This is a genomic window from Pseudomonas sp. LBUM1666 (genome assembly GCF_059695775.1).
This window is the reverse complement of record NZ_CP166789.1, coordinates 925,893-950,541: the sequence shown is the minus strand read 5'-3', so window position 1 is coordinate 950,541 and position 24,649 is coordinate 925,893. Positions and strand designations below refer to the sequence as shown.

Annotated in this window: 27 protein-coding genes; 13 read left to right on the top strand and 14 right to left on the bottom strand. The window is 59.0% G+C overall.

The window, feature by feature from the left end:
* Positions 1-112 precede the first annotated feature (112 nt).
* From cysN to ACA056_RS04160, 3 genes are all read right to left on the bottom strand, one after another.
* The gene (gene cysN / locus ACA056_RS04170; RefSeq protein WP_497270698.1) at positions 113-2,011 is read right to left on the bottom strand and encodes a sulfate adenylyltransferase subunit CysN; all 1,899 of its coding nucleotides are present in this window, start codon (positions 2,009-2,011) and stop codon (positions 113-115) included.
* A gap of 9 nt (positions 2,012-2,020) precedes the next feature.
* Positions 2,021-2,938 (bottom strand): sulfate adenylyltransferase subunit CysD, encoded by a 918-nt coding sequence (gene cysD / locus ACA056_RS04165; RefSeq protein ID WP_008008639.1) that lies wholly within the window; start codon positions 2,936-2,938, stop codon positions 2,021-2,023.
* A 251-nt stretch (positions 2,939-3,189) separates the two neighbouring features.
* Positions 3,190-3,948 (bottom strand): Nif3-like dinuclear metal center hexameric protein, encoded by a 759-nt coding sequence (locus tag ACA056_RS04160; RefSeq protein WP_497270696.1) that lies wholly within the window; start codon positions 3,946-3,948, stop codon positions 3,190-3,192.
* 102 nt (positions 3,949-4,050) lie between these two features.
* On the opposite strand from ACA056_RS04160, the gene algW reads away from it, so the two are divergent.
* The 3 genes from algW to ACA056_RS04145 all read left to right on the top strand — a co-directional run bounded on the left by algW (position 4,051) and on the right by ACA056_RS04145 (position 8,171).
* Positions 4,051-5,211 (top strand): Do family serine endopeptidase AlgW, encoded by a 1,161-nt coding sequence (algW, locus tag ACA056_RS04155; RefSeq protein WP_497270694.1) that lies wholly within the window; start codon positions 4,051-4,053, stop codon positions 5,209-5,211.
* A gap of 110 nt (positions 5,212-5,321) precedes the next feature.
* On the top strand, positions 5,322-7,427 hold the full coding sequence (locus tag ACA056_RS04150) for a TonB-dependent siderophore receptor (RefSeq protein WP_497270692.1): 2,106 nt from the start codon (positions 5,322-5,324) through the stop codon (positions 7,425-7,427).
* Positions 7,428-7,439: 12 nt separating this feature from the next.
* A complete protein-coding gene (locus tag ACA056_RS04145) occupies positions 7,440-8,171 on the top strand; it encodes a DUF4198 domain-containing protein (RefSeq protein WP_497270690.1) in 732 nt (243 codons plus the stop codon).
* A 103-nt stretch (positions 8,172-8,274) separates the two neighbouring features.
* Here ACA056_RS04145 and hisC read toward each other — a convergent pair whose 3' ends face one another.
* The 10 genes from hisC to ACA056_RS04095 form a co-directional block, all read right to left on the bottom strand.
* On the bottom strand, positions 8,275-9,327 hold the full coding sequence (gene hisC, locus ACA056_RS04140) for a histidinol-phosphate transaminase (protein WP_497270688.1): 1,053 nt from the start codon (positions 9,325-9,327) through the stop codon (positions 8,275-8,277).
* Between the two features lie 2 nt (positions 9,328-9,329).
* Positions 9,330-10,655 carry a histidinol dehydrogenase gene (gene hisD / locus ACA056_RS04135; RefSeq protein ID WP_497270686.1) on the bottom strand — a complete coding sequence of 442 codons (1,326 nt, stop codon included), beginning with the start codon at positions 10,653-10,655 and terminating at the stop codon, positions 9,330-9,332.
* A 126-nt stretch (positions 10,656-10,781) separates the two neighbouring features.
* Positions 10,782-11,417 carry an ATP phosphoribosyltransferase gene (hisG, locus tag ACA056_RS04130; protein WP_007901570.1) on the bottom strand — a complete coding sequence of 212 codons (636 nt, stop codon included), beginning with the start codon at positions 11,415-11,417 and terminating at the stop codon, positions 10,782-10,784.
* 143 nt (positions 11,418-11,560) lie between these two features.
* Positions 11,561-12,826 carry a UDP-N-acetylglucosamine 1-carboxyvinyltransferase gene (gene murA / locus ACA056_RS04125; protein ID WP_415773255.1) on the bottom strand — a complete coding sequence of 422 codons (1,266 nt, stop codon included), beginning with the start codon at positions 12,824-12,826 and terminating at the stop codon, positions 11,561-11,563.
* Positions 12,827-12,848: 22 nt separating this feature from the next.
* Positions 12,849-13,088 (bottom strand): BolA family protein, encoded by a 240-nt coding sequence (locus tag ACA056_RS04120; protein WP_007912386.1) that lies wholly within the window; start codon positions 13,086-13,088, stop codon positions 12,849-12,851.
* A 113-nt stretch (positions 13,089-13,201) separates the two neighbouring features.
* The gene (locus ACA056_RS04115; protein ID WP_497270683.1) at positions 13,202-13,507 is read right to left on the bottom strand and encodes an STAS domain-containing protein; all 306 of its coding nucleotides are present in this window, start codon (positions 13,505-13,507) and stop codon (positions 13,202-13,204) included.
* Positions 13,504-14,160: an MlaC/ttg2D family ABC transporter substrate-binding protein gene (locus ACA056_RS04110; protein ID WP_497270681.1), complete on the bottom strand. Its 657-nt coding sequence runs from the start codon at positions 14,158-14,160 to the stop codon at positions 13,504-13,506. The genes ACA056_RS04115 and ACA056_RS04110 overlap by 4 nt, the downstream gene beginning before the upstream one ends.
* Before the next feature lie 11 nt (positions 14,161-14,171).
* Positions 14,172-14,639 carry an outer membrane lipid asymmetry maintenance protein MlaD gene (gene mlaD, locus ACA056_RS04105; protein WP_046045861.1) on the bottom strand — a complete coding sequence of 156 codons (468 nt, stop codon included), beginning with the start codon at positions 14,637-14,639 and terminating at the stop codon, positions 14,172-14,174.
* Positions 14,639-15,436: a lipid asymmetry maintenance ABC transporter permease subunit MlaE gene (mlaE, locus tag ACA056_RS04100; protein WP_008150745.1), complete on the bottom strand. Its 798-nt coding sequence runs from the start codon at positions 15,434-15,436 to the stop codon at positions 14,639-14,641. Before mlaE ends, mlaD begins: the two co-directional genes overlap by 1 nt.
* Positions 15,436-16,245, bottom strand: a complete 810-nt coding sequence (locus ACA056_RS04095; protein ID WP_046045860.1) for an ATP-binding cassette domain-containing protein — start codon at positions 16,243-16,245, stop codon at positions 15,436-15,438. Before ACA056_RS04095 ends, mlaE begins: the two co-directional genes overlap by 1 nt.
* Positions 16,246-16,521: 276 nt before the next feature.
* On the opposite strand from ACA056_RS04095, the gene ACA056_RS04090 reads away from it, so the two are divergent.
* The 10 genes from ACA056_RS04090 to ACA056_RS04045 all read left to right on the top strand — a co-directional run bounded on the left by ACA056_RS04090 (position 16,522) and on the right by ACA056_RS04045 (position 23,549).
* Entirely contained in the window at positions 16,522-17,496 is a 975-nt protein-coding gene (locus tag ACA056_RS04090) for a KpsF/GutQ family sugar-phosphate isomerase (RefSeq protein WP_497270678.1), read from the top strand.
* A complete protein-coding gene (locus ACA056_RS04085) occupies positions 17,496-18,020 on the top strand; it encodes a KdsC family phosphatase (protein ID WP_497270676.1) in 525 nt (174 codons plus the stop codon). The genes ACA056_RS04090 and ACA056_RS04085 overlap by 1 nt, the downstream gene beginning before the upstream one ends.
* 7 nt (positions 18,021-18,027) lie before the next feature.
* Complete coding sequence (gene lptC, locus ACA056_RS04080) at positions 18,028-18,600, top strand: LPS export ABC transporter periplasmic protein LptC (protein WP_150658803.1); 573 nt, start codon at positions 18,028-18,030, stop codon at positions 18,598-18,600.
* Positions 18,587-19,135: a lipopolysaccharide transport periplasmic protein LptA gene (lptA, locus tag ACA056_RS04075; protein ID WP_497270674.1), complete on the top strand. Its 549-nt coding sequence runs from the start codon at positions 18,587-18,589 to the stop codon at positions 19,133-19,135. Before lptC ends, lptA begins: the two co-directional genes overlap by 14 nt.
* A complete protein-coding gene (gene lptB, locus ACA056_RS04070; protein WP_027924532.1) occupies positions 19,135-19,860 on the top strand; it encodes an LPS export ABC transporter ATP-binding protein in 726 nt (241 codons plus the stop codon). The genes lptA and lptB overlap by 1 nt, the downstream gene beginning before the upstream one ends.
* 184 nt (positions 19,861-20,044) lie before the next feature.
* Positions 20,045-21,538, top strand: coding sequence for an RNA polymerase factor sigma-54 (locus ACA056_RS04065; RefSeq protein WP_033053633.1), 1,494 nt, complete (start codon positions 20,045-20,047; stop codon positions 21,536-21,538).
* Positions 21,539-21,612: 74 nt separating this feature from the next.
* The gene (hpf, locus tag ACA056_RS04060) at positions 21,613-21,921 is read left to right on the top strand and encodes a ribosome hibernation-promoting factor, HPF/YfiA family (RefSeq protein WP_007941242.1); all 309 of its coding nucleotides are present in this window, start codon (positions 21,613-21,615) and stop codon (positions 21,919-21,921) included.
* A gap of 12 nt (positions 21,922-21,933) precedes the next feature.
* A complete protein-coding gene (gene ptsN / locus ACA056_RS04055) occupies positions 21,934-22,398 on the top strand; it encodes a PTS IIA-like nitrogen regulatory protein PtsN (RefSeq protein ID WP_497270671.1) in 465 nt (154 codons plus the stop codon).
* Positions 22,399-22,400: 2 nt separating this feature from the next.
* Positions 22,401-23,258, top strand: coding sequence for an RNase adapter RapZ (gene rapZ, locus ACA056_RS04050; RefSeq protein ID WP_497270669.1), 858 nt, complete (start codon positions 22,401-22,403; stop codon positions 23,256-23,258).
* 15 nt (positions 23,259-23,273) lie between these two features.
* The gene (locus ACA056_RS04045; protein ID WP_497270667.1) at positions 23,274-23,549 is read left to right on the top strand and encodes an HPr family phosphocarrier protein; all 276 of its coding nucleotides are present in this window, start codon (positions 23,274-23,276) and stop codon (positions 23,547-23,549) included.
* Positions 23,550-23,733: 184 nt separating this feature from the next.
* Here the strand turns inward: ACA056_RS04045 and ACA056_RS04040 are convergent, their stop codons facing one another.
* Entirely contained in the window at positions 23,734-24,627 is an 894-nt protein-coding gene (locus tag ACA056_RS04040) for a ZIP family metal transporter (protein WP_497270665.1), read from the bottom strand.
* Positions 24,628-24,649: the final 22 nt, after the last annotated feature.

Genomic DNA, 24,649 nt, shown 5'->3' with positions numbered 1-24,649 from the left:
TCGGTGGACACTGAACCTGTGGGAGCGAGCTTGCTCGCGATGGCTGACTCAAGGACACAAAAAAACCCGCCGATGATCACTCATCGGCGGGTTTTTTATTAACGGCTAACGCTTAGATCGCGCCGCGCTTACGCAGCAGATCCAGCACTTGCTTGACGCTTTCTTCCAGCGACAGCGACTGGGTATCGACCACGAGGTCGGCGTCCAGCGGCACGTCGTACGGGAAGGAATCGCCCGGGATGTTATCCCCGGCCGCCGCGTACAGGCCTTGAGGGTCACGCTCGGCGCAGACCGTCGGCGAGGCCTGGACGTAGACCGTCAGCAGACGCTCCTTGCCGATCAGTTCCCTGGCCTGCTCACGACCTTCGGCACTCGGCGCAACGAAAGCTGCCAGTGTCAGCAGACCCGCTTCGTTGAACTGACGCGCAACGTGCGCCGCACGACGCCAGTTCTCGGTACGCCCGGCGCGATCCTGTGGCAGACCTTTGTTCAGGTCGTGACGCAGGTTCTGGCCATCGAGTACAAACACCGCGCGGCCCATGTCGAACAGTTTGCGTTCAACGGCGTAAGCCAGAGTGCTTTTGCCGGCGCCCGACAAGCCGCTGAACAACACGGTGGCCGGTTGCTGGCCGAAGCGCTGAGCGCGTTCTTCGGTGGCGACGTGCGCCAGTTTGCCGTGATGCGTGCTGGTGCCATGGCTCAACGGCTGAGCGATGATCATGCCGGCCGCGACGGTGCCATTGGTCAGACGATCGATGACGATAAACGAACCAGTGGTGCGGTTGCTCGCGTAACCGTCCAGCGCGATGGCGGCGTCGAGGCTGACCTTGACCCTGCCGATCTCGTTCAGGTTCAACGAACTGGCCGGACCTTCTTCCAGGGTGTTCACGTCAACGCGGTTGACGATGCTGGTGATCGAACCCGGCACGTAACTCGTGGCGCGCTTGATGTCGTATTTCTTGCCCGGCAGCATCGGCTCTTCGGCCATCCACACCAGCATGGCGTCGAAGGCGTCAGTCACTTGCGGCTGGTTGTCGGCGTGCACCAGCAAGTCGCCGCGGGAGATGTCGATCTCGTCTTCCATGGTCAGCGTCACCGCTTGACCAGGACCGGCGTGCTCCAGCTCACCTTCGAAGGTGACGATGGATTTCACGCGGCTGCTCTTGCCCGACGGCAGCACAACGACTTCGTCGCCCTTGTGCACGACGCCGCTGGCCAGCGTACCGGCGAAACCACGGAAGTTCAGGTTCGGACGGTTGACGTACTGCACAGGGAAACGCAGGTCGGTGTAGTTGCGGTCGCTGGCGATTTCGACGGTTTCAAGAATTTCCATCAGCGACTGGCCGGTGTACCACGGCGAGCGCTCGGACTTGTTCACCACGTTGTCGCCCTTGAGCGCCGACATCGGCACGAAGGCCATGGTGGTCGGCTTGAAGGCGATGCCTTCGGCGAACTTCAGATAATCGGCCTTGATCGACTCGAAGACTGTTTCGTCGAAGCCGTTGAGGTCCATCTTGTTGATCGCGACAACGATGTGCTTGATGCCCAGCAACGAGGCAATGAAGCTGTGGCGACGGGTCTGGGTCTGCACACCGTAACGGGCGTCGACCAGGATGATCGCCAGGTCACAGGTGGACGCACCGGTGGCCATGTTGCGGGTGTACTGCTCATGGCCAGGGGTGTCGGCGATGATGAATTTGCGTTTGGCGGTGGAGAAATAACGGTAAGCGACATCGATGGTGATGCCCTGCTCACGCTCGGCCTGCAGGCCGTCGACCAGCAATGCCAGGTCGATGTCATCGCCGGTGGTGCCGACTTTTTTCGAGTCGCGGGTAATGGCTTCCAGGTGATCTTCGTAGATCATTTTGGAGTCGTGCAGCAAGCGCCCGATCAGGGTGCTCTTGCCGTCGTCGACGTTGCCACAGGTCAGAAAGCGCAGCATTTCCTTGCGTTCGTGCTGGCCCAGGTAGGCGAGGATGTCCTCGCTGATCAAATCAGATACGTGCGACATGACAACTCCTTAGAAATAACCCTGACGTTTCTTTTCTTCCATCGAGCCTGCGCCATCGTGATCGATGACCCGGCCCTGGCGTTCGGAAGTTCGCGTCAGGAGCATTTCCTGAATGATGTCGGTCAGGCTGGTAGCCTCGGACTCGACCGCACCGGTCAGCGGGTAGTCGCCGAGCGTACGGAAGCGGACCTTCTTCTTGACGATGCGCGCTTTGTCTTCATCGCTCAGGTGATTGAGCAGGCGTTCGTCGTCGATCATGATCCAGGTGCCATTCATCTCGATAACGTCGCGCTCGGCGGCGAAATACAGCGGCACAATCGGGATGCCTTCGAGGTAGATGTACTGCCAGATGTCCAGTTCGGTCCAGTTCGACAACGGGAAAACACGGATCGATTCGCCCTTGTTGACCTTGCCGTTGTAGACGTTCCACAACTCGGGACGCTGGTTTTTCGGGTCCCAGCGGTGCTTGGTATCGCGGAAGGAATACACGCGCTCTTTGGCACGGGATTTCTCTTCGTCACGACGGGCACCACCGAAAGCGGCATCGAAACCGTACTTGTCGAGGGCCTGCTTGAGGCCTTCGGTTTTCATGATATCGGTGTGCTTGGCGCTGCCGTGGGTGAGCGGGTTGATACCCTGCGCAACACCCTCGGGATTCACGTGCACCAGCAGGTCCAGGCCCAGTTCTTCGACCATGCGGTCGCGGAACGCGTACATTTCCTTGAACTTCCACTGGGTGTCGACGTGCATCACCGGGAACGGCAGTTTGCCCGGGAAGAATGCCTTGCGCGCAAGGTGCAGCATCACGGCGGAGTCTTTACCGACGGAGTACAGCATCACCGGGTTATCGAACTCGGCGGCGACCTCGCGGATGATGTGGATGCTTTCGGCCTCCAGCTGTTTCAGATGCGTCAGTTTGTCGACCATGGCTACTCACGAAAACGATCTTATGGACGGCCAGCGGGCCGTGTTCGAGCGGGGAATCCTAGCACAGCGACCTCTTCTAATCAGGACGCCGACTAGATCGAAAGGGTATATGAATATACCTGCCTGTTCGGGTGTACTGGGTCCTGTGGGAGTGAGCCTGCTCGCGATAGCGGTGTGTCAGTCACATCAATGTCGAATGTGACGCAGCCATCGCGAGCAGGCTCGCTCCCACAGTGGACAGGGGAGGTGATTCAGATGGGATTGGGGCAATCGATGAAGATGTGCTCAAGGGCAAACCGTCGCGCCAGATAATCCCCGAGTGCCTGCACGCCATAGCGCTCGGTGGCGTGATGGCCGGCGGCGATGAAGCTGATGTCGTTTTCCCGGGCGCTGTGGAAGGTCTGCTCGGACGCCTCACCGCTGAGGTACAAGTCGACGCCAGCCAGCACGGCCTGATCGATGTAACCCTGACCGCCACCGGTGCACCAGCCAACGCGGCGAATCATCTCGCTGCCTTCAATCAGCAACGGCTCGCGCCCCATGACTTCTTGTACGCGACGGGCAAAATCGCGGGCCGTCACCGGCTCGCTCAATGAACCGACCAGGCCGACAACTTTGAGATTGTCCGGATCCAATGGGCCTTCCACAGTGATATCGAGCTGACGCGCCAGCTGCACGTTATTGCCGACTTCCGGGTGCAGATCCAGCGGCAGATGGTAGGACAACAGGCTGATATCGTGCTTGAGCAGGGTTTTCAACCGACGCTGCTTCATGCCGGTGATGCACGGATTCTCGCCTTTCCAGAAATAGCCGTGATGCACCAGCACCAGATCGGCGCTGGCTTCCACAGCAGCGTCGAGCAACGCCTGGCTGGCGGTGACGCCACTGACAATGCGCATGACCTGCGGACTGCCTTCGACCTGCAACCCGTTGGGGCAGTAATCGGCAATCTTTGCACTGTTAAGGTAACGGTCGGCTTCTTCGACCAGGGTGCTCAAGGCGACGGCCATAAAAGACTCCTAAATATCCCGTTCAGAGGCACGCTTCGCCTCGTATAATGCGCGACATTATGGGCGGTCTCATACCGCCTGCAACCTCTCAGGACGTGCTTAATGCTCAAGGCGCTGCGTTTTTCCGGCTGGCCGCTGTTGGCTGGCGTGCTTATCGCTCTATTGATAATCCAGCGTTACCCGCAGTGGGTCGGGCTCCCGAGCCTCGACGTCAACATGCAGCAAGCCCCGCAAACCACCACCATGCAACAAGGCCCCGTGTCCTATGCCGACGCGGTCACCACGGCCGCGCCGTCGGTGGTCAATCTGTACACCACCAAAGTCATCAACAAACCGAACCATCCGCTGTTCGAGGATCCGCAGTTCCGCCGCTTCTTCGGCGACAACTCGCCCAAACAGAAGCGCATGGAGTCGAGCCTCGGCTCCGGCGTGATCATGAGCCCGGAAGGTTACCTGCTGACCAACAACCACGTGACCACCGGTGCCGACCAGATCGTGGTGGCGCTCAAGGACGGTCGTGAAACCCTGGCCCGGGTGATCGGCAGCGACCCGGAAACCGACCTCGCGGTCCTGAAGATCGACTTGAAGAATCTTCCATCGATCACTGTCGGGCGCTCCGACAACATCCGCATCGGCGACGTGGCCCTGGCTATCGGCAACCCGTTCGGCGTCGGCCAGACCGTGACCATGGGCATCATCAGCGCTACCGGGCGCAATCAACTGGGCCTGAACAACTACGAAGACTTCATCCAGACCGACGCGGCGATCAACCCCGGCAACTCCGGCGGTGCGCTGGTGGATGCCAACGGCAACCTGACCGGCATCAACACGGCGATCTTCTCCAAGTCCGGCGGTTCGCAGGGCATCGGTTTCGCGATCCCGGTGAAACTGGCCATGGAAGTGATGAAGTCGATTATCGAACACGGCCAGGTGATTCGCGGCTGGCTCGGTATCGAGGTGCAGCCGTTGAGCCAGGAACTGGCGGAATCGTTTGGCCTGTCGGGGCGCCCGGGCATTGTGGTCGCGGGGATTTTCCGTGACGGCCCGGCGCAGAAGGCCGGCCTGCAACTGGGTGACGTGATCCTCAGCATCGACGGCGAACCGGCCGGCGATGGTCGTCGTTCGATGAACCAGGTCGCTCGGATCAAACCGACCGACAAGGTCACGATCCAGGTGATGCGCAACGGCAAAGAGCTCAAGCTCACCGCCGAGATCGGTTTGCGTCCGCCACCCGCGCCGATCAAGGAAAAAGAAGGAGAGTAAGCCGGTAGGAGCTGCGCCCTCAGCAGCTCCATAACTCCGAAGCTGTTAACAGCAGACATTCTCATTGGTCATGTTATATTGTTTCAATATCACTATTGGAACAACATAACATGTCGTCTCGAACAATGGCTTCCCTCGCAGGCCTGGCCCTCGGTTTGCTGGGGGATCCGGTCTTCGCCGAAGAATCGCAAACCGTTGAACTGGACGTCATCAGCGTCACCTCCGAGTACGAATCCCCCACCGGCCCGGTCAAGGGTTACCGCGCCACGCGCTCTTCCAGCGCAACCAAGACCGACACGGCGATTCGCGATATCCCGCAATCGATCAGTGTGATTCCCGTCAGTGTGCTCCAGGATCTGGGCAGCACCAGCGTCGAGCGCGCGCTGGATTTTGCCGGTGGCGTATCGAAGCAGAACAACTTCGGCGGCCTGACGCTTTACGAATACAGCGTGCGCGGCTTCACCACTTCGGAGTTTTACAAGGACGGTTTCAGCGCCAACCGTGGCTATCCGAGCACTCCGGACGTGGCCAACATCGAACGCATCGAAGTGCTCAAAGGCCCGGCCGCCAGCCTCTATGGTCGTGGCGATCCGGGCGGTACGGTGAACATCGTCACCAAAAAACCCCAGCCCGAAGCCTTCACCACACTGCAAACCAGCGCCGGCAGCTGGGATCGCTATCGCACCGCCGTGGACGTCAACACACCGCTGGATGATGACGGCAACGTTCTGTCCCGGGTGAACCTGGCCGTCGAGGACAACCACAGCTTCCGCGATCATGTCGACAGCCAGCGTGTGTTCGTTGCGCCGTCCTTCAGTTGGCAACTGAACCCGGACACCAGCCTGTTGGTGGAGAGCGAATTCATTCGCCACAGCTCGACATTCGATCGCGGTATCGTCGCGCCGAACAATAAATGGAGCGGCGTCTCCCGTTCGACCTTCCTTGGCGAACCCAACGACGGCAACATCGACAACCACAACAATCTGCTGCAAGCCGCCCTCGAACATCAGCTCAACGACCGCTGGAAACTGCGCCTCGCCAGTCATTACAAGGAAGGCAAACTCTGGGGCTTCGCGTCCGAAAATCGTCCATTGAACGCCGACGGCCACACCGTCAACCGTCGCTACCGCGAGCGCGATACCAACTGGCATGACAGCATCACCCAACTCGAATTGCGTGGTTTGTTCGACATCGGCAGTTGGCAACACGAACTGCTGATCGGCAGCGAATACGAGAATTTCCGCAAGAACGAACGGGTCACGACCATTGCCGGTGGCCCGTACGCCATCGATATCTATCGACCGATATACGGCCAGCCGAAACCCAATGGCGCACGCTCCGGGACCGATCTCTTCGAGCATGTCGAAAGCCAGGCACTGAACCTTCAAGACCAGATCGTTTTCACCGACAAACTGCGCGGCATGATCGGTGCGCGCTTCGAACATTTCGAACAAAACATCGACGATCACAGCCGCAACGCGACCAGCCGCCAGCGCCACGATGCCTTGACCCAACGGGCCGGCCTGCTCTACCAAATGACGCCCGAAGTGGGGGTGTTCGCCAACGCCTCCACCTCGTTCAAACCGAACAACGGGCTGGACGCCACCGGCAAATCCTTCGACCCGGAAGAAGGCGTCGGTTATGAAGTCGGGATCAAGAGCGAACTGTTCGACGACCGCTTGAGCACCACCCTCGCCGCCTTTCATATCGAAAAGGAAAACGTCCTGGCGCTCGATCCGAGCACCGATTCCAGCCGCGCCATGGGCAAGGCCCGCAGCCACGGTGTCGACCTGCAAGTCACCGGGCAAGTGACCGATGCCGTGCGAATGATCGGTGCTTTCGCTTACATCGACGCCGAAGTCACCCAAGGCGACAAGCTGATTCCCACCGGCAGCCGAATTCTCGGCGTGGCCAAACGCAGCGGCAGTCTGTTGGGCGTTTATGAATTTCAGGACGGCCACTTGCGCGGTTCGGACCTTGGTGCAGCGTTCACCTATGTCGGTGATCGCTCGGGTGAAGCCGGCAGCGATTTCGAACTGCCGGCCTACCACACCGTCGACCTGCTGGCCCATTACAAGGCCAGTGAAAACGTCACCGTGGGCCTGAACCTGAACAACCTTTTCGACGAGAAATACTTCGAGCGCTCCTACAGCAACTACTGGGTCAACCCCGGCGAGCCGCGCAATTTCACCGTCAGCCTGACACTCAACCTGTAAAAGGACGTCACCATGCAACATCTCAAATCCCTGACGCTACCCGGCCTGCTGCTCGGTCTGTTATGTGCCAGCCAAGTCTCGGCCCACGGTCTCTGGACCGAACAACGTCGTGGCAACATCGAAGTCATCTACGGCCACGGCGCCGAAGATAACGCCTTCAAGGCGCAGAAAATCAGTGGAGCATGGGCTTATGACGTCGGCGGAAAAATGATCCCGGTGAACGTGCAACGCCTGGCCGATCATGCCCGTCTGCAACCGCTGAAACTGCCGGCGGTGATGGCGGTGGCGCTGAACAATGGCATGTGGTCGCAAACGGCGGACAAGAAATGGATCAACGAAGGACGCAGCAAAGTGCCAGGGGCCATTGAGTCGACCCAGACCTTCAAGTACAGCCTGGCGATATACCAGCCGGGGGCGAAACTGCCGAAGCTTGATCAGATGAAACTGCTGATTCTGCCGGAGGTTGATCCGCTGACCGTTGGGCCGGGCAAGTCGTTGCCGGTTCGAGTGCTATTGGACGGTAAGCCGGCGGCGGGCGTGAAGCTGGTGGGCGACTATCGCAGCGCACCGAATACCTTGAGCACCGAAACCGACGCAGAAGGTCGGGCACAAGTATTGGTGCGTAATGAAGGGTTGAATGTAATTGCGGCGCAGATGGAGATTCATCTGAAGGACAACCCGGATGTGGCGACGCGCGGGCTGTTCACGTCGCTGACCTTCCTTGGCGAACCGCATCACGAGTAACCCACCAACCCTTGCTCGCGATAGCGGTTTAACAGTCAACGATGATGTTGAATGTTATGGCCTCATCGCGAGCAAGCTCGCTCCCACAGGATCGGGGGATGCTTTAGAGATCGCCCAGGCCGTCGATCAACGCCTGATTCTGCTCCGGCGTGCCAATCGAAATCCGCAGGAACTGGGCAATCCGCTCCTGCTTGAAGTGCCGAACGATCACACCCTGCTCGCGCAACTTCGCCGCCAGCCCCGCCGCATCGTGTTTCGGATGACGGGCGAAAATGAAGTTCGCCGCCGACGGCAACACTTCAAAGCCCTTCGCTTCCAATTGCGCAACGACCTTTTCACGATTCTCGATGACCAACCGGCAGGTCTTGTCGAAGTACTCACGATCTTCGAACGCTGCGGCTGCACCGACATTCGCCAGACGATCCAGCGGATAGGAGTTGAAGCTGTTCTTGATCCGCTCCAGCGCCTCGATCAGGTCCGGATGCCCCACCGCCAGCCCTACCCGCAGGCCGGCCAGTGAACGGGACTTGGACAGGGTCTGGGTCACCAGCAGGTTCGGGTAACGATCCACCAGGCTGATCGCCGTCTCACCGCCGAAATCGATGTAAGCCTCATCCACCACGACTACCGAATCCGGGCTGGCCTTGAGGATTTGCTCCACGGCATCCAGCGCCAACAGGCAGCCAGTCGGTGCGTTCGGATTCGGGAAGATGATCCCGCCGTTCGGCTTGGCGTAGTCCGCCGGGTTGATCTGGAACTGCTCGTCCAGCGGCACCGCGTCGAAGGCAATGCCGTACAACCCGCAGTAAACCGGATAGAAGCTGTAGCTGATGTCCGGGAACAGGACCGGATTATCATGTTGCAGCAAACCGTGAAAGATGTGCGCCAGGACTTCATCGGAACCGTTGCCGAGGAACACTTGGTTGCTTTGCACGCCGTAATACGTGGCCACGGCGTTCTTCAGCAGATCGCTGTTGGGGTCCGGGTACAGACGCAAATTGTCGTTCAGTTCGGTCTGCATCGCCGCGAAGGCTTTTGGTGATGGACCGTACGGGTTTTCGTTGGTGTTGAGCTTCACCAACTTCGCCAGTTTCGGCTGCTCGCCCGGCACGTAAGGCACCAGGTTCTTGACGAACGGGCTCCAGAATTTACTCATCTTCAGTTCCCCTGCTTGTCGTCAATGATGCGGTATTCGGCACTGCGGGCATGGGCGGTCAGCGACTCGCCACGGGCCAGCACGGAAGCGGTTTTGCCCAGTTCCGACGCACCCTGCTCGGAGCAGAAGATGATCGACGAACGTTTCTGGAAGTCGTACACACCCAGCGGCGAAGAGAAACGCGCGGTGCCGGAGGTTGGCAACACGTGGTTCGGACCGGCGCAGTAGTCGCCCAAGGCTTCGGAGGTGTGACGGCCCATGAAGATCGCGCCAGCGTGGCGAATCTTCGGCAGCCAGGCCTGCGGATCAGCAACGGACAACTCAAGGTGTTCCGGCGCGATGCGGTTGGCCACTTCGATGGCTTGGTCCATGTCGCGGACCTTGATCAGCGCACCACGGCCATTGATCGACGTTTCGATGATCTCGGCGCGCTCCATGGTCGGCAGCAGTTTGGCGATGCTGGCGGCGACCTTGTCGAGGAACTCGGCGTCCGGGCTGACCAGAATCGCCTGGGCGTCTTCGTCGTGCTCGGCCTGGGAGAACAGATCCATGGCGATCCAGTCCGGATCAGTCAGCCCGTCGCAGACCACGAGGATTTCGGATGGGCCGGCGATCATGTCGATGCCGACCTGGCCGAACACGTGGCGCTTGGCGGTGGCGACGTAGATGTTGCCCGGACCGACCACCTTGTCGACCTTCGGCACGCTTTCGGTGCCGTAAGCCAGCGCGGCGACCGCTTGAGCGCCGCCGATGGTGAACACGCGGTCGACGCCGGCGATGCAGGCTGCGGCCAGCACCAACTCGTTGATTTCGCCACGAGGCGTCGGCACCACCATGACCACTTCGGTGACACCGGCCACCTTGGCCGGAATCGCGTTCATCAGTACCGAGGACGGATAAGACGCCTTGCCGCCCGGTACATACAGGCCGGCGCGATCGAGCGGCGTGACCTTTTGGCCCAGCACGGTGCCGTCGGCTTCGGTGTAGCTCCAGGAATCCTGTTTCTGTTTCTCGTGGTAGCTGCGTACTCGGGACGCGGCTTTTTCCAGCGCTTCACGCTGAGGCACGGTGATTCGGGTCAGGGCCAGTTCCAGGCGCTCACGAGGCAGGATCAGTTCCGCCATGGACGCGACCTGCAGGCCGTCGAACTTCTGGGTGAATTCCACCAGCGCCGCATCGCCACGCTCGCGCACGGCCTTGATGATGTCCAGCACCCGCTGATTGACCGAGTCGTCAGACACACTTTCCCAGCTCAGCAGATGATCCAGATGATGTGCGAAATCCGGGTCAGCAGCGTTGAGTCGGCGAATTGCAGTCGGTGCGGTCATAGCGAGAGCCTCATAGAATTGGCAAAAACTCAGGCGCCCTAACTTAGCAGTCGTTTCCGCTTGGGCACCTGAGAATTCTGGCTATGAGGCGGATAGACGGGCGCGGTTTATGGCCGCGCGGGTGAGTCAGCCGCGGTGTCGAGACTCCACTGCCTTGCGCAGGGTGTCGATCAACGCCTGGATACGGGCGTGCTGCATTTTCATCGAAGCTTTGTTCACGATCAGCCGGGAGCTGATGTCGGCAATGAAATCCTGGGGTTCCAGACCATTGGCGCGCAGGGTGTTGCCGGTGTCGACCACGTCGATGATCTTGTCTGCCAGACCGATCAGCGGCGCCAGTTCCATCGAGCCATAGAGCTTGATGATGTCGACCTGACGGCCCTGTTCGGCGTAGTAGCGCTTGGCAACGTTGACGAACTTGGTCGCCACACGCAGGCGGCCCTTGGGCTCGACATCGCCGACACGGCCGGCGGTCATCAGCTTGCAGAGGGCAATTCGCAGGTCCAACGGCTCGTACAAACCCTGGCCGCCGTATTCCATCAGCACATCTTTACCGGCGACGCCCAGGTCAGCGGCACCATGTTCGACGTAAGTCGGCACATCGGTGGCGCGCACGATCAGCAGACGTACATCGGCCTGGGTCGTGGGGATGATCAGCTTGCGGCTCTTGTCCGGATTCTCGGTCGGCACGATGCCCGCTTCAGCAAGAAGCGGCAGGGTGTCGTCAAGGATGCGGCCCTTGGACAGTGCGATGGTCAACATGGGAAACGTCAGTCCTTATCAGGCTACTGATGCCCGGTCGCAAATGGCGCCGGACACACATCGAGGGCGTCTCTCTAATGAAAAGACTACCCTCGACTTTAAACGAAACCAACGGGCGCGTCCCTGCGCCCATGCAGCAGAAACTAGCCCGGTACGCGGCGGATCTTGGCGCCGAGCATCTGCAGTTTCTCTTCGATGCACTCGTAACCACGGTCGATGTGGTAGATGCGGTCGATCAAGGTGTCACCTTCAGCGATCAACGCCGAGATCACCAGGCTGGCCGAAGCACGCAGGTCGGTGGCCATGACTGGCGCGCCCTTGAGCTTTTCGATGCCGGTAACGATGGCGGTGTTGCCTTCGACCTGGATGTGAGCGCCCATGCGGTGCAGTTCGTAAACGTGCATGAAGCGGTTTTCGAAGATCGTCTCGATCACAGCGCCAGTACCTTCGGCAATGGCGTTGAGGGAGATGAACTGCGCTTGCATGTCGGTCGGGAACGCCGGGTATGGAGCGGTGCGCACGTTAACGGCTTTTGGCCGCTTGCCGTGCATGTTCAGCTCGATCCAGTCTTCGCCACAGGTGATTTCAGCACCCGATTCCTTGAGTTTCTCAAGAACGGCTTCGAGGATGGTCGGATCGGTGTCCTTGACCTTCACACGACCGCCGGTCACAGCAGCTGCGACCAGGTAAGTGCCGGTCTCGATACGGTCAGGCATCACCTTGTAAGTGGTCGGGTGCAGACGCTCGACGCCATCGATGGTGATGGTGTCAGTGCCGGCGCCAGTGATCTTGGCGCCCATGGCGTTCAGGAAGTTCGCCAGGTCGATGACTTCAGGCTCGCGAGCGGCGTTTGCCAGAACGCTGCGACCCTTGGCCAGAGCGGCCGCCATCATGATGTTTTCGGTACCGGTCACACTGACGGTGTCGAAGAAGAAGTGCGCACCGCGCAGGCCACCTTCAGGCGCCTTGGCCTTGATGTAGCCGCCTTCAACGTCGATGACCGCGCCCATGGCTTCGAGGCCACGGATGTGCAGGTCAACCGGACGCGAACCAATGGCGCAACCGCCAGGCAGTGCGACTTCGGCTTCACCGAAACGGGCAACCATCGGGCCCAGCACCAGGATCGACGCACGCATGGTTTTCACCAGTTCGTACGGAGCGATCAGGGTCTTGATGGTGCGCGGGTCGATTTCGACGCTGAGTTTCTCGTCGATCACCGGCTCGATGCCCATACGACCGAACAGCTCGATCATGGTGGTGATGTCGTGCAGGTGCGGCAGGTTGGCCACGGTCACCGGGCCATCGCACAGCAAGGTTGCAGCCAGGATCGGCAGGGCAGAGTTCTTTGCCCCGGAGATGCGGATTTCGCCATCAAGACGAACGCCACCGGTAATAATCAATTTATCCATAAGAATCTCGACGCCCTTGGGCTCAGGTGCGCTCGGCCCAAGCCGCGCTGCTGAAAAATTTCATAGTGACCGCATGGATGCTGCCATCGGTGATCCATGGGTTCAAATGGGCATAGATCTGCTGCTGACGCTTCACCGGGCTCAACGCCGCCAGTTCATCGCTAATCACGTTCAGCTGAAAGTTGCAGCCTTCGCCCTCGACTTCTACTAGGGTTCCTGGCAGCTTTCCTTCAAGGAAGCTCTTCACTTCTACGGCCTGCATGCTCAACCTCAATCGGCGCCCTGTGCGCGCGGGTCGGACATCATACAAAAAAGCCCCGCGCCTGCGAACCCCGCGAAGCAGGACTCTGACGGGGGGCTTCTTTATAGATGCGGTTAGGGATGCGCCAACAGCTCGGTCAATTCGCTGACCTGAGCGATTTCGCGCATGTCTTCTGGCATCCCGCGGATGCTCAGCGCCTTGCCGGCCGCCTCTGCATCACGCATGAAGCACAGCAGCAGCGACAAGCCGACACTGCTGGACTTCAACACTGCCGAGCAATCGACCACCAGTGCAGCGGCATTGCTGGATTTGATCAGCGCCTGCCCCTGCTTGCGCAAACCGGGGCCAGTGCGGTAATCCAGCATGCCGCTAAGCGTCAGCTCGCCGGATTCGCTCATGCGAATGGCCGACACACTCATTGGGCTTGCGTCTCGGGTGTTTGCTTCTGACTGGCTTCCTTGGCTTTGGCGACTTCCCCGGCCCAACCATTGATGGTCTTGTCCAGATCGTTGCCATTGCGCTGCATCGCATCAGCGAACTGATCACGGAACAGCTTGCCGATGTTGATGCCGTTGATGATCACGTTGCGCAGCTTCCACTCGCCATTGATCTTTTCGAGCGTGTAAGACACAGGATAAATCGCGCCGTTGGTGCCTTTGACCGTCATGGCAACGCTTGTACGGTCTCCCGACTCATCCTTGGCAGGGTCGACGACGATCCCCTGATTGTTGTATTCGAGCAAAGCGTTGCCATAGAACTGGAACAGACCCTTTTTGAAGTTTTCTTCAAAGGTCTTCATTTGCGCAGGCGTGGCTTTGCGCGAATATTTGACCGTCATGATGCTCTTGGAAATACCCTCGGCATCCACAACAGGTCCGACGATGGTGTTCAGCGCCGCATAGAAGTCTTGCGGGTCTTGCTTGTACTTCTCTTTATTGGCCGACAGATCGGCAAGTAACCGATTGGTGGTGTCCTGCACGATATCGTGCGCTGAGGGCGCTGCCACGGCGTTAGCCATCAACGGCAGGGCCGCGAGTAATACCAACAGGCCACGTCGCAAGTTAGAGATCATTCAAAAGCTCCTCATTTGGCGTCTTTACTAACGGTATTGAGCAGAAATTTACCGATCAGGTCTTCGAGTACCAGCGACGACTGCGTGTCGTGGATGGTTCCACCATCCTTGAGCAAGCCTTCTTCGCCGCCCACGCTGAGACCGATGTACTTCTCGCCCAACAGGCCAGCGGTCAGGATAGATGCAGTGGAGTCAGTCGGCAGGTTATCTACGCGTTTTTCCAGCTGCATGGTCACTCGACCGGTGAAACTGTCGCGATCCAGATCGATTGCCGTGACCTTGCCGATGGTCACACCGGCCATGGTCACTTTAGCTCTGACAGTCAAACCGGCGATATTGTCGAAATACGCATAAAGTTTATAAGTGTCGGTGGTTGCGCTCGGGGACAGGCCACTCACCCGCAACGCCAGCAACAGCAAAGCCAGGATGCCAGCCAGCAAGAAAAGGCCGACACCGATTTCCAGGGTGCGGTTTTGCATCAGAAATCTCCAAACATCAAGGCGGTCAGAATAAAGTCCAGGCCGAGTACAGCCAAAGAGGCATACACCACGGTCTTGGTAGTGGCACGACTGATCCCCTCGGAAGTGGGCTCGCAGTCATAGCCTTGGAATACGGCGATCCAGGTCACGACAAAGGCGAAAACGATGCTTTTGATGATGCCGTTGAGCACATCGTCTGCAAAGGTCACGCTGTTCTGCATGTTGGACCAATAGGAACCTTCATAGACACCCAGCCAGTCGACAGCCACCCACGAACCACCCCAGATGCCCACCACGCTGAAGATCATCGCCAGCACCGGCAGGGAAATGAAGCCGGCCCATAGGCGCGGGGCAATGATGTACTTGAGCGGGTCGACACCAATCATTTCCAGACTGGACAACTGCTCGGTGGACTTCATGTTGCCGATTTCGGCAGTCAATGCCGAACCGGCGCGCCCGGCGAACAACAATGCCGTAACCACGGGGCCCAGTTCACGCAACAGCGTCAGCGCAACCATCTGGCCAACCGCCTGCTCCGAACCGTAGCTGGATAGAATATTGAAGCCTTGCAGCGCCAGCACCATGCCGATGAATACCCCGGAGACCACGATGATCACCAGGGACATTACGCCCACCGAATGCAGTTGCTTGATCAGCAAGCCAAAACCGCCGCCAATGCCGCCACGGCCAAGCAAGGCATGAAACAGGAATATCGCCGAACGGCCGAACACCCCCAGCACGTCAATGCCAGAGTGGCCGAACCGGCGAACCCGTTCTATTAGTGAAATCTTGCGCATCAACGCTTCCCCAGAAGATCTGCGCGGTAATCCGTCGCTGGAAAGTGATAGGCGACCGGACCGTCAGGCTCGCCTGTCATGAATTGACGGATGCGTGGCTCCTGCGAGTTCATCAGCTCCTCGGGAGTGCCCTGCCCCAACACCTGGCCTTCGCCGACGACATAGATGTAATCGGCGATGCTCGCGGTCTCGGCCAGGTCGTGGGAGACCACGATACTGGTGATGCCCAGCGCATCGTTGAGCAGGCGGATCAGACGCACCAGCACACCCATGGCGATGGGGTCCTGGCCGACAAAGGGCTCGTCATACATGAGGATTTGCGGATCGAGGGCAATCGCCCGGGCCAGAGCGACACGACGTTTCATGCCGCCGGACAACTCGTCAGGCATCAGGTCGATGGCGCCACGCAAGCCCACAGCCTGCAATTTGAGCAGGACAATGTCCCGGATCATTTCTTCCGGCAGTTCGGTATGAACGCGTAGCGGAAAGGCGACGTTCTCGAACACATCGAGATCGGTGAACAGTGCACCACTCTGAAACAGCACGCCCATGTGCTTTCGCGCATCGAACAGATCACTGCGCGACAGTTTCGGCAGGTTCTGTCCATTGACCCAGACTTCGCCTTTGGTGGGCCGCAACTGTGCGCCCATCAGCCGCAATAGCGTAGTTTTGCCACACCCGGAAGGCCCCATGATGCCGGTGACCTTGCCGCGCGGGATACGTATATCGACGTTATTGAAAATGCTGCGCGTTCCGCGCTTGAAGGTCAGTCCCTTCAGCTCGACCGCGTAGGCTTTATCGGCACTCATCTAAACTCCTTGCGATGCAGCCTCTCACTCGGACGCCTGGCTTTCTGGCGAAAGCACATACCTCCCGGGCAGGCCGAACTGGCGGCGAACTATATCACTGCAAAGGCCAAGCGCCCAAGGCCCAAGCCGGGCCATGTTGAGGAACATGACGGGGTAAAAGCTTCTATTTAGGGGTATTCGGTAACAGGGAATGACGAAGCGCGACGAACTTGCGTGAGGGTTTCGATCATTACCGTTATAATCGCCGCCTTTTCATCAGGCTATACGATTTCTGACATGAGCCAATCCAGCGACCTGATTCAATCAGCACAACGCACCATCCGCCTCGAACTGGAAGCCGTACAAGGCTTGTTGCCCCGTATCGACGCAGATTTCGTACGCGCTTGCGAGATGATTCTGGCCAGCAAAGGGCGCGTGGTCGTGGTCGGCATGGGCAAATCGGGGCACATCGGCAACAAGATCGCCGCCACCCTGGCCAGCACCGGCACCACGGCTTTTTTCGTGCACCCGGCCGAAGCCAGCCACGGCGATATGGGCATGATCACCCGCGACGACATCATCCTGGCGCTTTCAAACTCCGGCTCCACCAATGAAATCGTCACCCTGCTGCCGCTGATCAAGCGCCTGGGCATTCAATTGATCAGCATGACCGGCAACCCTGATTCACCGCTGGCGAAGGCTGCCGAGGTCAACCTCAACGTGCACGTCGAGCACGAAGCCTGTCCGCTCAACCTGGCACCGACCTCGTCGACCACTGCCGCGCTGGTCATGGGCGACGCCCTGGCCGTTGCGCTGCTGGAAGCCCGCGGTTTTACCGCTGAAGATTTCGCCTTTTCCCACCCCGGCGGCGCGCTTGGCCGACGCCTGCTGCTGAAAGTGGAAACCGTCATGCACGCCGGCGCAGAACTGCCCCAGGTGCAACGTGGCACGCTACTCAAGGACGCCTTGATGGAAATGACCCGCAAGGGCCTTGGCATGACCGCGATTGTGGAGCCCGACGGCAAACTGGCCGGGATCTTCACCGACGGCGACTTGCGCCGCACCCTTGACCGGACCATCGACATCCACCATACGACCATCGACGAGGTCATGACTGTTCATGGCAAGACCGCCCGGGCCGATATGCTGGCAGCCGAAGCCCTGAAAATCATGGAAGACCATCGAATCAACGCGCTGGTAGTGGTGGACAAGGAGGACCGTCCGATCGGCGCCTTCAACCTGTCCGATCTGCTGCGCGCAGGAGTAATGTGATGAGCACCGACCTGCTGCAACGCGGCAAGAACATCAAACTGGCGGTTTTTGACGTCGATGGCGTACTGACCGACGGACGCCTGTACTTCCTCGAAGACGGCAGCGAATTCAAGACGTTCAACACCCTCGACGGCCAAGGCATCAAGATGTTGATGGCAGCCGGCGTGCAGACGGCTATCATCAGCGGCCGCAAGACCCCGGTGGTCGAGCGACGAGCGAAGAACCTCGGTATTCCACACGTGTACCAGGGGCGCGAAGACAAACTGGTGGTGCTCGACGAGCTTCTTGCCCAACTCAACCTAAGCTATGAACAAGTCGCCTATCTCGGCGACGACCTGCCGGACCTGCCAGTGATTCGCCGCGTCGGCCTGGGCATGGCGGTGGCAAACGCTGCCAGTTTCGTCCGTGAACACGCCCACGGCATCACCCACGCCCGCGGTGGCGAGGGTGCCGCTCGCGAATTCTGCGAATTGATCCTGCGCGCGCAGGGCCGCCTTGATGCGGCAAACGCCGCGTACCTGTGAGCCAACTATGCTGAGCAAAAAGATTCGCAAATTCCTGGTGTTCGGCTGCATCGCAGCGATATTCGCCGCGGTCGGCTACTGGAACATCAGCCCGGAACGCTTCCTCGACCAGCCGGTGGCAAAGATCGATGAAACTGCGATCGACTATTACGCGATCAACGCCCACAGCGTGCAATACCTGCCGGACGGCAAACTGCAATACGAAATGACGTCCGACAAGGTTGAACACCTGAAAGCCACCGAAGTGACGCTGTTGACCAATCCCGACCTGAACATGTTCCGCGGCACCGAGTTTCCGTGGCATGTCCAGAGCGAGCACGGCGAAGTGAATCCCGACGGCACTCAGGTCGAACTGATTGACTCGGTGCGCATCACGCGCTTCGACGAGAAAAACCGCAAGACCCTGATTACCACCACCCGCATGACAGTGTTCCCGCAGCAGCAATATGCGCAGACCGAGCAACCCGTTAGAATCGACGGCGCTGGTGGTGTGTCGACTGGCAAGGGAATGAAAGCGTATTTGAAAGAAAGCAGGATACACCTGCTATCGAACGTAAGAGGACAGTATGAGGCTCGTTAAAACCCTCCCTATTTTGCTCGGTCTGAGCGCAGCACTGGGAAGCGTGAGCGCCTGGGCTCTGCCGAACGATCAAGAGCAGCCTATCCGCATCCAGGCCGACGATGCCCAACTGGACGACAAGAATGGTATTGCCACCTATAAAGGTGACGTGATCATTACCCAGGGCTCGATGATTGTTAAAGGCAATACTGTAACCATCACCCGCACCCCGGCCGGCGACATCGACGTGGTGACTTCGGTGGGCAATCTGGCCTACTTCGAGCAGATGCAGACGGCTGGCGACACCAAGCCGGTTCAGGGCTACGGAGTGACCATCCAGTACCACGCCTCGCAAAACCGCGTTGTATTGATCGATCGTGCCAAAGTCATCGACAAGGACAACAACGTCACCCAAGGCGAGAAAATCGTCTACGACACGGTGAAAAAACTGGCGAGCGCCGGTCGCGCCACGGGCAACAAGGTCACCGAGTCGCGTCCGCGCATCGACATGGTGATCCAGCCCAAGCCGAAAACCGACGAGAAAAAGGCCCAGTAATGGCAACTCTGAAAGCTCAGCATCTGGCCAAGAGCTACAAGAGCCGCCAGGTCGTGCGCGACGTCAGCCTGTCGATCGACAGCGGTCAGATCGTCGGCCTGCTGGGTCCTAACGGCGCCGGCAAGACCACCTGCTTTTACATGATTGTCGGCCTGGTACAGGCCGATCAGGGCCGCGTACTGATTGACGACCTGGATGTCAGCCACCAGCCTATGCACGGTCGTGCGAAGGCCGGCATCGGCTATCTTCCGCAAGAGGCATCGATCTTCCGCAAACTCTCGGTAGCCGACAACATCATGGCGATCCTCGAGACCCGCAAGGAACTCGACAAGGCCGGTCGTCGCAAAGAGCTGGAAAGCCTGCTGCAGGAATTCCACATCAGCCACATCCGCGACAATCTCGGCATGAGCCTGTCCGGTGGTGAACGCCGCCGCGTGGAAATCGCCCGGGCACTGGCCACCAACCCGAAATTCATCCTGCTCGACGAACCTTTCGCCGGCGTGGACCCGATTTCGGTGGGCGACATCAAGCAGATCATCTATCACCTCAAGGCCAAGGGCATTGGCGTGCTGATCACTGACCACAACGTCCGTGAAACCCTGGATATCTGCGAAACCGCCTACATCGTCAACGATGGCCAGCTGATCGCCGAAGGTGACTCTGCCACCATCCTGGCCAACGACCTGGTCAAGGAAGTGTATCTGGGCCATGAGTTCCGCCTGTAAGCACTGAGGTGTCTGGCTGGTTGCTCGGGCGCTTGTCTCGATAAAAAATCAACATTTTTTTATTGTTACAGCGCTCTAGGCAAACGCTGCAGTTTCGGGCATATAATTTGCTTATGTTTGGCGCTCCGGCGCCCTGTAGTGGATGGCGCATGTGCGCCGGCGAATAAGGTGTTAAGCCCCTGCCATGAAACCATCGCTAGTCTTGAGAATGGGCCAGCAGCTGACGATGACACCGCAGCTGCAACAGGCCATCCGCCTGCTCCAATTGTCGACCCTGGACCTGCAACAGGAAATCCAGGAGGCCCTGGAGTCCAATCCGATGCTCGAACGCCAGGAAGAAGGCGACGACTTCGATAACGCCGACCCCTTGGCCGACAAAGCCGAACAGCAACCCAACGCTGACATTCAGGAACCCTCCTACCAGGAAACCGCCCCGACGGTTGATAACCTCGAGGAAGGCGACTGGAACGAGCGCATCCCCAACGAACTGCCCGTCGATACCGCGTGGGAAGACGTCTACCAGACCAGCGCCAGCAGCCTGCCGAGCAACGATGACGACGAGTGGGACTTCACCACCCGGACATCGGCCGGCGAAAGCCTGCAAAGCCACCTGCTGTGGCAACTGAACCTGGCCCCGATGTCCGACACCGATCGCCTGATCGCCGTGACCCTGATCGACTGCATCAACAATCAGGGCTACCTGGACGAAACCCTCGAGGAGATTCTCGAAGCCTTCGACCCGGAGCTGGACATCGAACTGGACGAAATCGAAGCCGTCCTGCACCGCATCCAGCAATTCGAACCCGCAGGCATCGGCGCCCGCAACCTGGGCGAATGCCTGCTGCTGCAATTGCGTCAGTTGCCCGCCAAGACGCCTTGGCTGGTCGAGGCCAAACGCCTGGTCACCGATTACATCGACCTGCTCGGCAGCCGCGATTACAGCCAGCTGATGCGTCGGATGAAGCTCAAGGAAGACGAACTGCGCCAAGTGATTGAACTGGTGCAGAGCCTCAACCCGCGCCCAGGCTCGCAAATCGAGTCCAGCGAAGCCGAATACGTCGTTCCCGACGTGATCGTACGCAAGGACAACGAGCGCTGGCTGGTGGAGCTGAACCAGGAATCCGTGCCACGACTGCGGGTCAACGCTCAATACGCCGGTTTCGTGCGCCGCGCCGACACCAGCGCCGACAACACCTTCATGCGCAATCAGTTGCAAGAAGCCCGCTGGTTCATCAAGAGCCTGCAAAGCCGCAACGAAACCCTGATGAAAGTAGCCACTCAGATCGTCGAGCATCAGCGCGGTTTTCTTGAATACGGCGACGAAGCCATGAAACCGCTGGTCCTGCATGACATCGCTGAAGCGGTGGGCATGCACGAGTCGACGATTTCACGGGTGACCACGCAGAAATTCATGCATACCCCACGGGGCATATATGAACTGAAATACTTTTTCTCCAGCCACGTCAGCACCTCCGAGGGCGGTGAATGCTCGTCCACGGCGATCCGCGCGATCATCAAAAAACTGGTTGCCGCGGAAAATCAGAAAAAGCCGTTGAGTGACAGCAAGATCGCTGGTTTACTGGAGGCACAAGGCATTCAGGTGGCTCGCCGCACCGTCGCCAAGTACCGCGAATCCTTAGGGATCGCGCCTTCGAGCGAACGCAAGCGGTTGATGTAGAGCCACGCCACAGCGTTCCAGTGGCAGGCATTTCTGCCTGCCGCTTTATGCACTGGCAACGAAGGAGAAGCTGTATGCAAGTCAACATCAGTGGACACCAACTGGAAGTGACCGAACCTCTTCGCACCTACATCGGCGAAAAACTCGAACGATTAGAGAGGCATTTCGACAAGATCACCAACGTGCAAGTCACGATGACGGTCGAAAAGCTCAAGCAGAAAATCGAAGCCACGCTGCATATTCCCGGCAATGAAGTGGTCGCAAACGCGGAGCATACCGATATGTACGCGGCGATCGACGCACTGACCGACAAGCTGGATAAACAACTCAAAAAGCATAAGGAAAAGACCCAAAGCCTCCTCCAGGGCGCGACCGGTCGTTAACACTCCCAACCCATGATCCGACTTGAAAGCATCCTGACCCCCGGCCGTTCCCTCGTGAACGTGCCGGGCGGCAGTAAAAAGAAAGCCCTCGAGCAAATTGCCAACCTTATCCACAAAGAAGTGCCGGATCTGGAGATGCAAGATGTCTTCGAGGCTCTGATTGCCCGTGAAAAACTCGGCTCAACCGGTTTTGGCAACGGCATCGCCATTCCCCACTGCCGCCTGAAGGGCTGCTCCTCGCCCATCAGCGCCCTGATGCACCTTGACGCACCCATTGATTTCGACGCCATCGACGGTGCCCCGGTTGACCTGTTGTTCGTTCTGCTGGTCCCGGAAGCCGCTACCGATGCGCACCTGGAGTTACTGCGCCAGATCGCCAGCATGCTCGACCGCAAGGAAGTGCGCGAAAAACTGCGCAGCGCCCCGAGCAATGAAGCCTTGTATCAGGTTGTCCTGGACGAGCAAAACGGTCATTAATCATGCGCTTGATCATCGTCAGTGGCCGCTCCGGCTCAGGTAAAAGTACCGCACTCGATGTTCTCGAGGACAACGGCTACTACTGCATCGACAACCTGCCCGCCGGTCTGCTGCCGGAACTGGCCGAACGCGCGTTGATTCACACCGAGCTGGCACAACCGCTGGTTGCCGTATCCATCGATGCGCGCAACTTGCCGAGTCACTTGTCGCGGTTTCCCGAATTGCTGGAAGAAGTGCGCAGCCGGCATATCAAGTGTGATGTGCTTTATCTGGACGCCGACGAAGAAACCTTGCTCAAACGTTTCTCGGAAACCCGCCGTCGTCACCCGCTGAGCAATGCCAATCGCTCGCTGGCCGAGGCCATCAACGATGAAACCGCCCTGCTCGGGCCGATTGCCGACCTCGCCGATCTCAAAGTAAACACCACCAACCTGAACCTGTATCAGCTGCGAGATACCATCAAGCTGCGCCTGCTGAACCAGCCGGAACCCGGTACGGCGTTCCTGGTGGAGTCTTTCGGCTTCAAGCGTGGCATGCCGGTGGACGCTGATCTGGTGTTCGACGTGCGCTGCCTGCCGAACCCTTACTGGAAGCCAGAGTTGCGCGATCAATCCGGGCTCGACCAACCGGTTGTCGATTACCTGGCGGCACAGCCGGACGTCGAAGAGATGTTCCAGGACATCTGCACCTACTTGTTCAAGTGGCTACCCCGCTTTGCCGCCAGCAACCGCGCTTATGTCACCATTGCCATTGGCTGCACCGGCGGGCATCACCGCTCCGTCTACCTGACCGAACGTCTGGGCCAGGCCCTGCAAAAAACCCTGAAGAACGTCCAGGTTCGCCACCGCGACCTCAGCTAAAGGATTCACACCGCGATGCCTGCTCTGGAAATTGAAATCATCAACAAGCTGGGCCTGCATGCCCGCGCTTCTGCAAAATTCGTTGGCGTCGCCGGTGAGTTCAAGGATTGCTCGATCAGAGTAGGACGCACGCCGGAGTCCACGGTCGACGGAAAAAGCATCATGGCAATGATGATGCTCGCTGCGGGCAAGGGCACCAAAATCCACCTGAGCACCGAAGGTGAACAAGCTGATGAGGCGCTGCAGGCATTGGTGAATTTGATCAATGACTACTTCGGCGAAGGCGAATAATCCTCGCCCTAGCAGCTGCCGAAGGCTGCGTTCGGTTCGGGCCGCGTTCGGACGAAGCAGTCGTCATTTCGGTATTTGCGGGCTTCAGATAAACCGCGTGTGTTGAGTTCACGACTGCTGCGCCCGAGCGCGGACCGAGCCGAACGCAGGCTTCGCCAACTGCTACAAAGTTCGTGCTCAGCCGCTAAGCCAATGCGGTATCCATCACCATCATCAAGCAAAACCCGATTAGCAACCCAAGACTTGCAAGCTTGTCGTGACCATTGCGGCGCGACTCGGGGATGACTTCATGGGTGACCACCAGCAACATTGCCCCGGCCGCCAGTGCCAACCCCAAGGGCAACAACAATTCGGCCAGGCTCACTAGCCAGGCGCACAACAACGCGAAGACCGGCTCGACCAGACCTGACGCAGCACCAATCAGGAACGCCTTGACCCGCGACATCCCTGCCCCGGCCAGCACCAGCGCGATCACCAGACCTTCCGGCACGTCCTGCAACGCGATGCCCATGGCCAGGCTATCGGCGTCAGGCATGCCACCCCCCGCCGACACACCGACCGCCATGCCTTCGGGGATGTTGTGGGCAATGATCGCAAACACAAACAACCAGATTCGCGGCGGGATGACCGGTCGCTCCAGCGTGCCTACGAGCGTTTCCGGCGACGCACCTGACACCTTGCGATCAACCAGGAACAATCCAAACGCACCCAACATGATGCCGAAACTGATCAGGCCGCTGGCCGCCCAAGGCGTCAGCCCCAGGTTTTCAGCGGCAGAGATCCCCGGAACGATCAACGAAAACGCTGTCGCCGCGAGCATTACCCCGGCCCCGAAGCCGAGCAGCGTATCGCTGACCGTCTGGGGCATCCGTCGAATCACCAACACGGGCACCGCTCCCAAGGCAGTGCCCAAAGCGCAGATCGCCCCGCCTTGCAGCGCGCGCAGCAGTTTCGGCTCGAGGTCCAGCCACGCCAAGCCTTGGGCAACCAATAACGTGATGCCTGCCAGCAGTAACAGCGATCCGAATGCGTAACGAAATAGTCGTCCACTTCCGATCGCCAGTGTTTCAGTGCCCATAGCCAGCCTTGGAGTGTTTTTG

Excerpts from the sequence above, each read along its gene's own strand:
- cysN (WP_497270698.1), bottom strand. The coding sequence starts at position 2,011 with ATGTCGCACGTATCTGATTTGATCAGCGAGGACATCCTCGCCTACCTG.
- hpf (WP_007941242.1), top strand. The coding sequence starts at position 21,613 with ATGCAAGTCAACATCAGTGGACACCAACTGGAAGTGACCGAACCTCTT.
- mlaE (WP_008150745.1), bottom strand. The coding sequence starts at position 15,436 with ATGCGCAAGATTTCACTAATAGAACGGGTTCGCCGGTTCGGCCACTCT.
- lptA (WP_497270674.1), top strand. The coding sequence starts at position 18,587 with ATGAGGCTCGTTAAAACCCTCCCTATTTTGCTCGGTCTGAGCGCAGCA.
- ACA056_RS04110 (WP_497270681.1), bottom strand. The coding sequence starts at position 14,160 with ATGATCTCTAACTTGCGACGTGGCCTGTTGGTATTACTCGCGGCCCTG.
- cysD (WP_008008639.1), bottom strand. The coding sequence starts at position 2,938 with ATGGTCGACAAACTGACGCATCTGAAACAGCTGGAGGCCGAAAGCATC.
- mlaD (WP_046045861.1), bottom strand. The coding sequence starts at position 14,639 with ATGCAAAACCGCACCCTGGAAATCGGTGTCGGCCTTTTCTTGCTGGCT.
- ACA056_RS04145 (WP_497270690.1), top strand. The coding sequence starts at position 7,440 with ATGCAACATCTCAAATCCCTGACGCTACCCGGCCTGCTGCTCGGTCTG.
- ACA056_RS04085 (WP_497270676.1), top strand. The coding sequence starts at position 17,496 with ATGAGCACCGACCTGCTGCAACGCGGCAAGAACATCAAACTGGCGGTT.
- ACA056_RS04045 (WP_497270667.1), top strand. The coding sequence starts at position 23,274 with ATGCCTGCTCTGGAAATTGAAATCATCAACAAGCTGGGCCTGCATGCC.
- hisD (WP_497270686.1), bottom strand. The coding sequence starts at position 10,655 with ATGACCGCACCGACTGCAATTCGCCGACTCAACGCTGCTGACCCGGAT.
- ACA056_RS04120 (WP_007912386.1), bottom strand. The coding sequence starts at position 13,088 with ATGCAGGCCGTAGAAGTGAAGAGCTTCCTTGAAGGAAAGCTGCCAGGA.
- lptB (WP_027924532.1), top strand. The coding sequence starts at position 19,135 with ATGGCAACTCTGAAAGCTCAGCATCTGGCCAAGAGCTACAAGAGCCGC.
- ACA056_RS04150 (WP_497270692.1), top strand. The coding sequence starts at position 5,322 with ATGTCGTCTCGAACAATGGCTTCCCTCGCAGGCCTGGCCCTCGGTTTG.
- murA (WP_415773255.1), bottom strand. The coding sequence starts at position 12,826 with ATGGATAAATTGATTATTACCGGTGGCGTTCGTCTTGATGGCGAAATC.
- lptC (WP_150658803.1), top strand. The coding sequence starts at position 18,028 with ATGCTGAGCAAAAAGATTCGCAAATTCCTGGTGTTCGGCTGCATCGCA.
- rapZ (WP_497270669.1), top strand. The coding sequence starts at position 22,401 with ATGCGCTTGATCATCGTCAGTGGCCGCTCCGGCTCAGGTAAAAGTACC.
- ACA056_RS04115 (WP_497270683.1), bottom strand. The coding sequence starts at position 13,507 with ATGAGTGTGTCGGCCATTCGCATGAGCGAATCCGGCGAGCTGACGCTT.
- ACA056_RS04090 (WP_497270678.1), top strand. The coding sequence starts at position 16,522 with ATGAGCCAATCCAGCGACCTGATTCAATCAGCACAACGCACCATCCGC.
- algW (WP_497270694.1), top strand. The coding sequence starts at position 4,051 with ATGCTCAAGGCGCTGCGTTTTTCCGGCTGGCCGCTGTTGGCTGGCGTG.
- hisC (WP_497270688.1), bottom strand. The coding sequence starts at position 9,327 with ATGAGTAAATTCTGGAGCCCGTTCGTCAAGAACCTGGTGCCTTACGTG.
- ptsN (WP_497270671.1), top strand. The coding sequence starts at position 21,934 with ATGATCCGACTTGAAAGCATCCTGACCCCCGGCCGTTCCCTCGTGAAC.
- ACA056_RS04160 (WP_497270696.1), bottom strand. The coding sequence starts at position 3,948 with ATGGCCGTCGCCTTGAGCACCCTGGTCGAAGAAGCCGACCGTTACCTT.
- hisG (WP_007901570.1), bottom strand. The coding sequence starts at position 11,417 with ATGTTGACCATCGCACTGTCCAAGGGCCGCATCCTTGACGACACCCTG.
- ACA056_RS04065 (WP_033053633.1), top strand. The coding sequence starts at position 20,045 with ATGAAACCATCGCTAGTCTTGAGAATGGGCCAGCAGCTGACGATGACA.
- ACA056_RS04040 (WP_497270665.1), bottom strand. The coding sequence starts at position 24,627 with ATGGGCACTGAAACACTGGCGATCGGAAGTGGACGACTATTTCGTTAC.
- ACA056_RS04095 (WP_046045860.1), bottom strand. The coding sequence starts at position 16,245 with ATGAGTGCCGATAAAGCCTACGCGGTCGAGCTGAAGGGACTGACCTTC.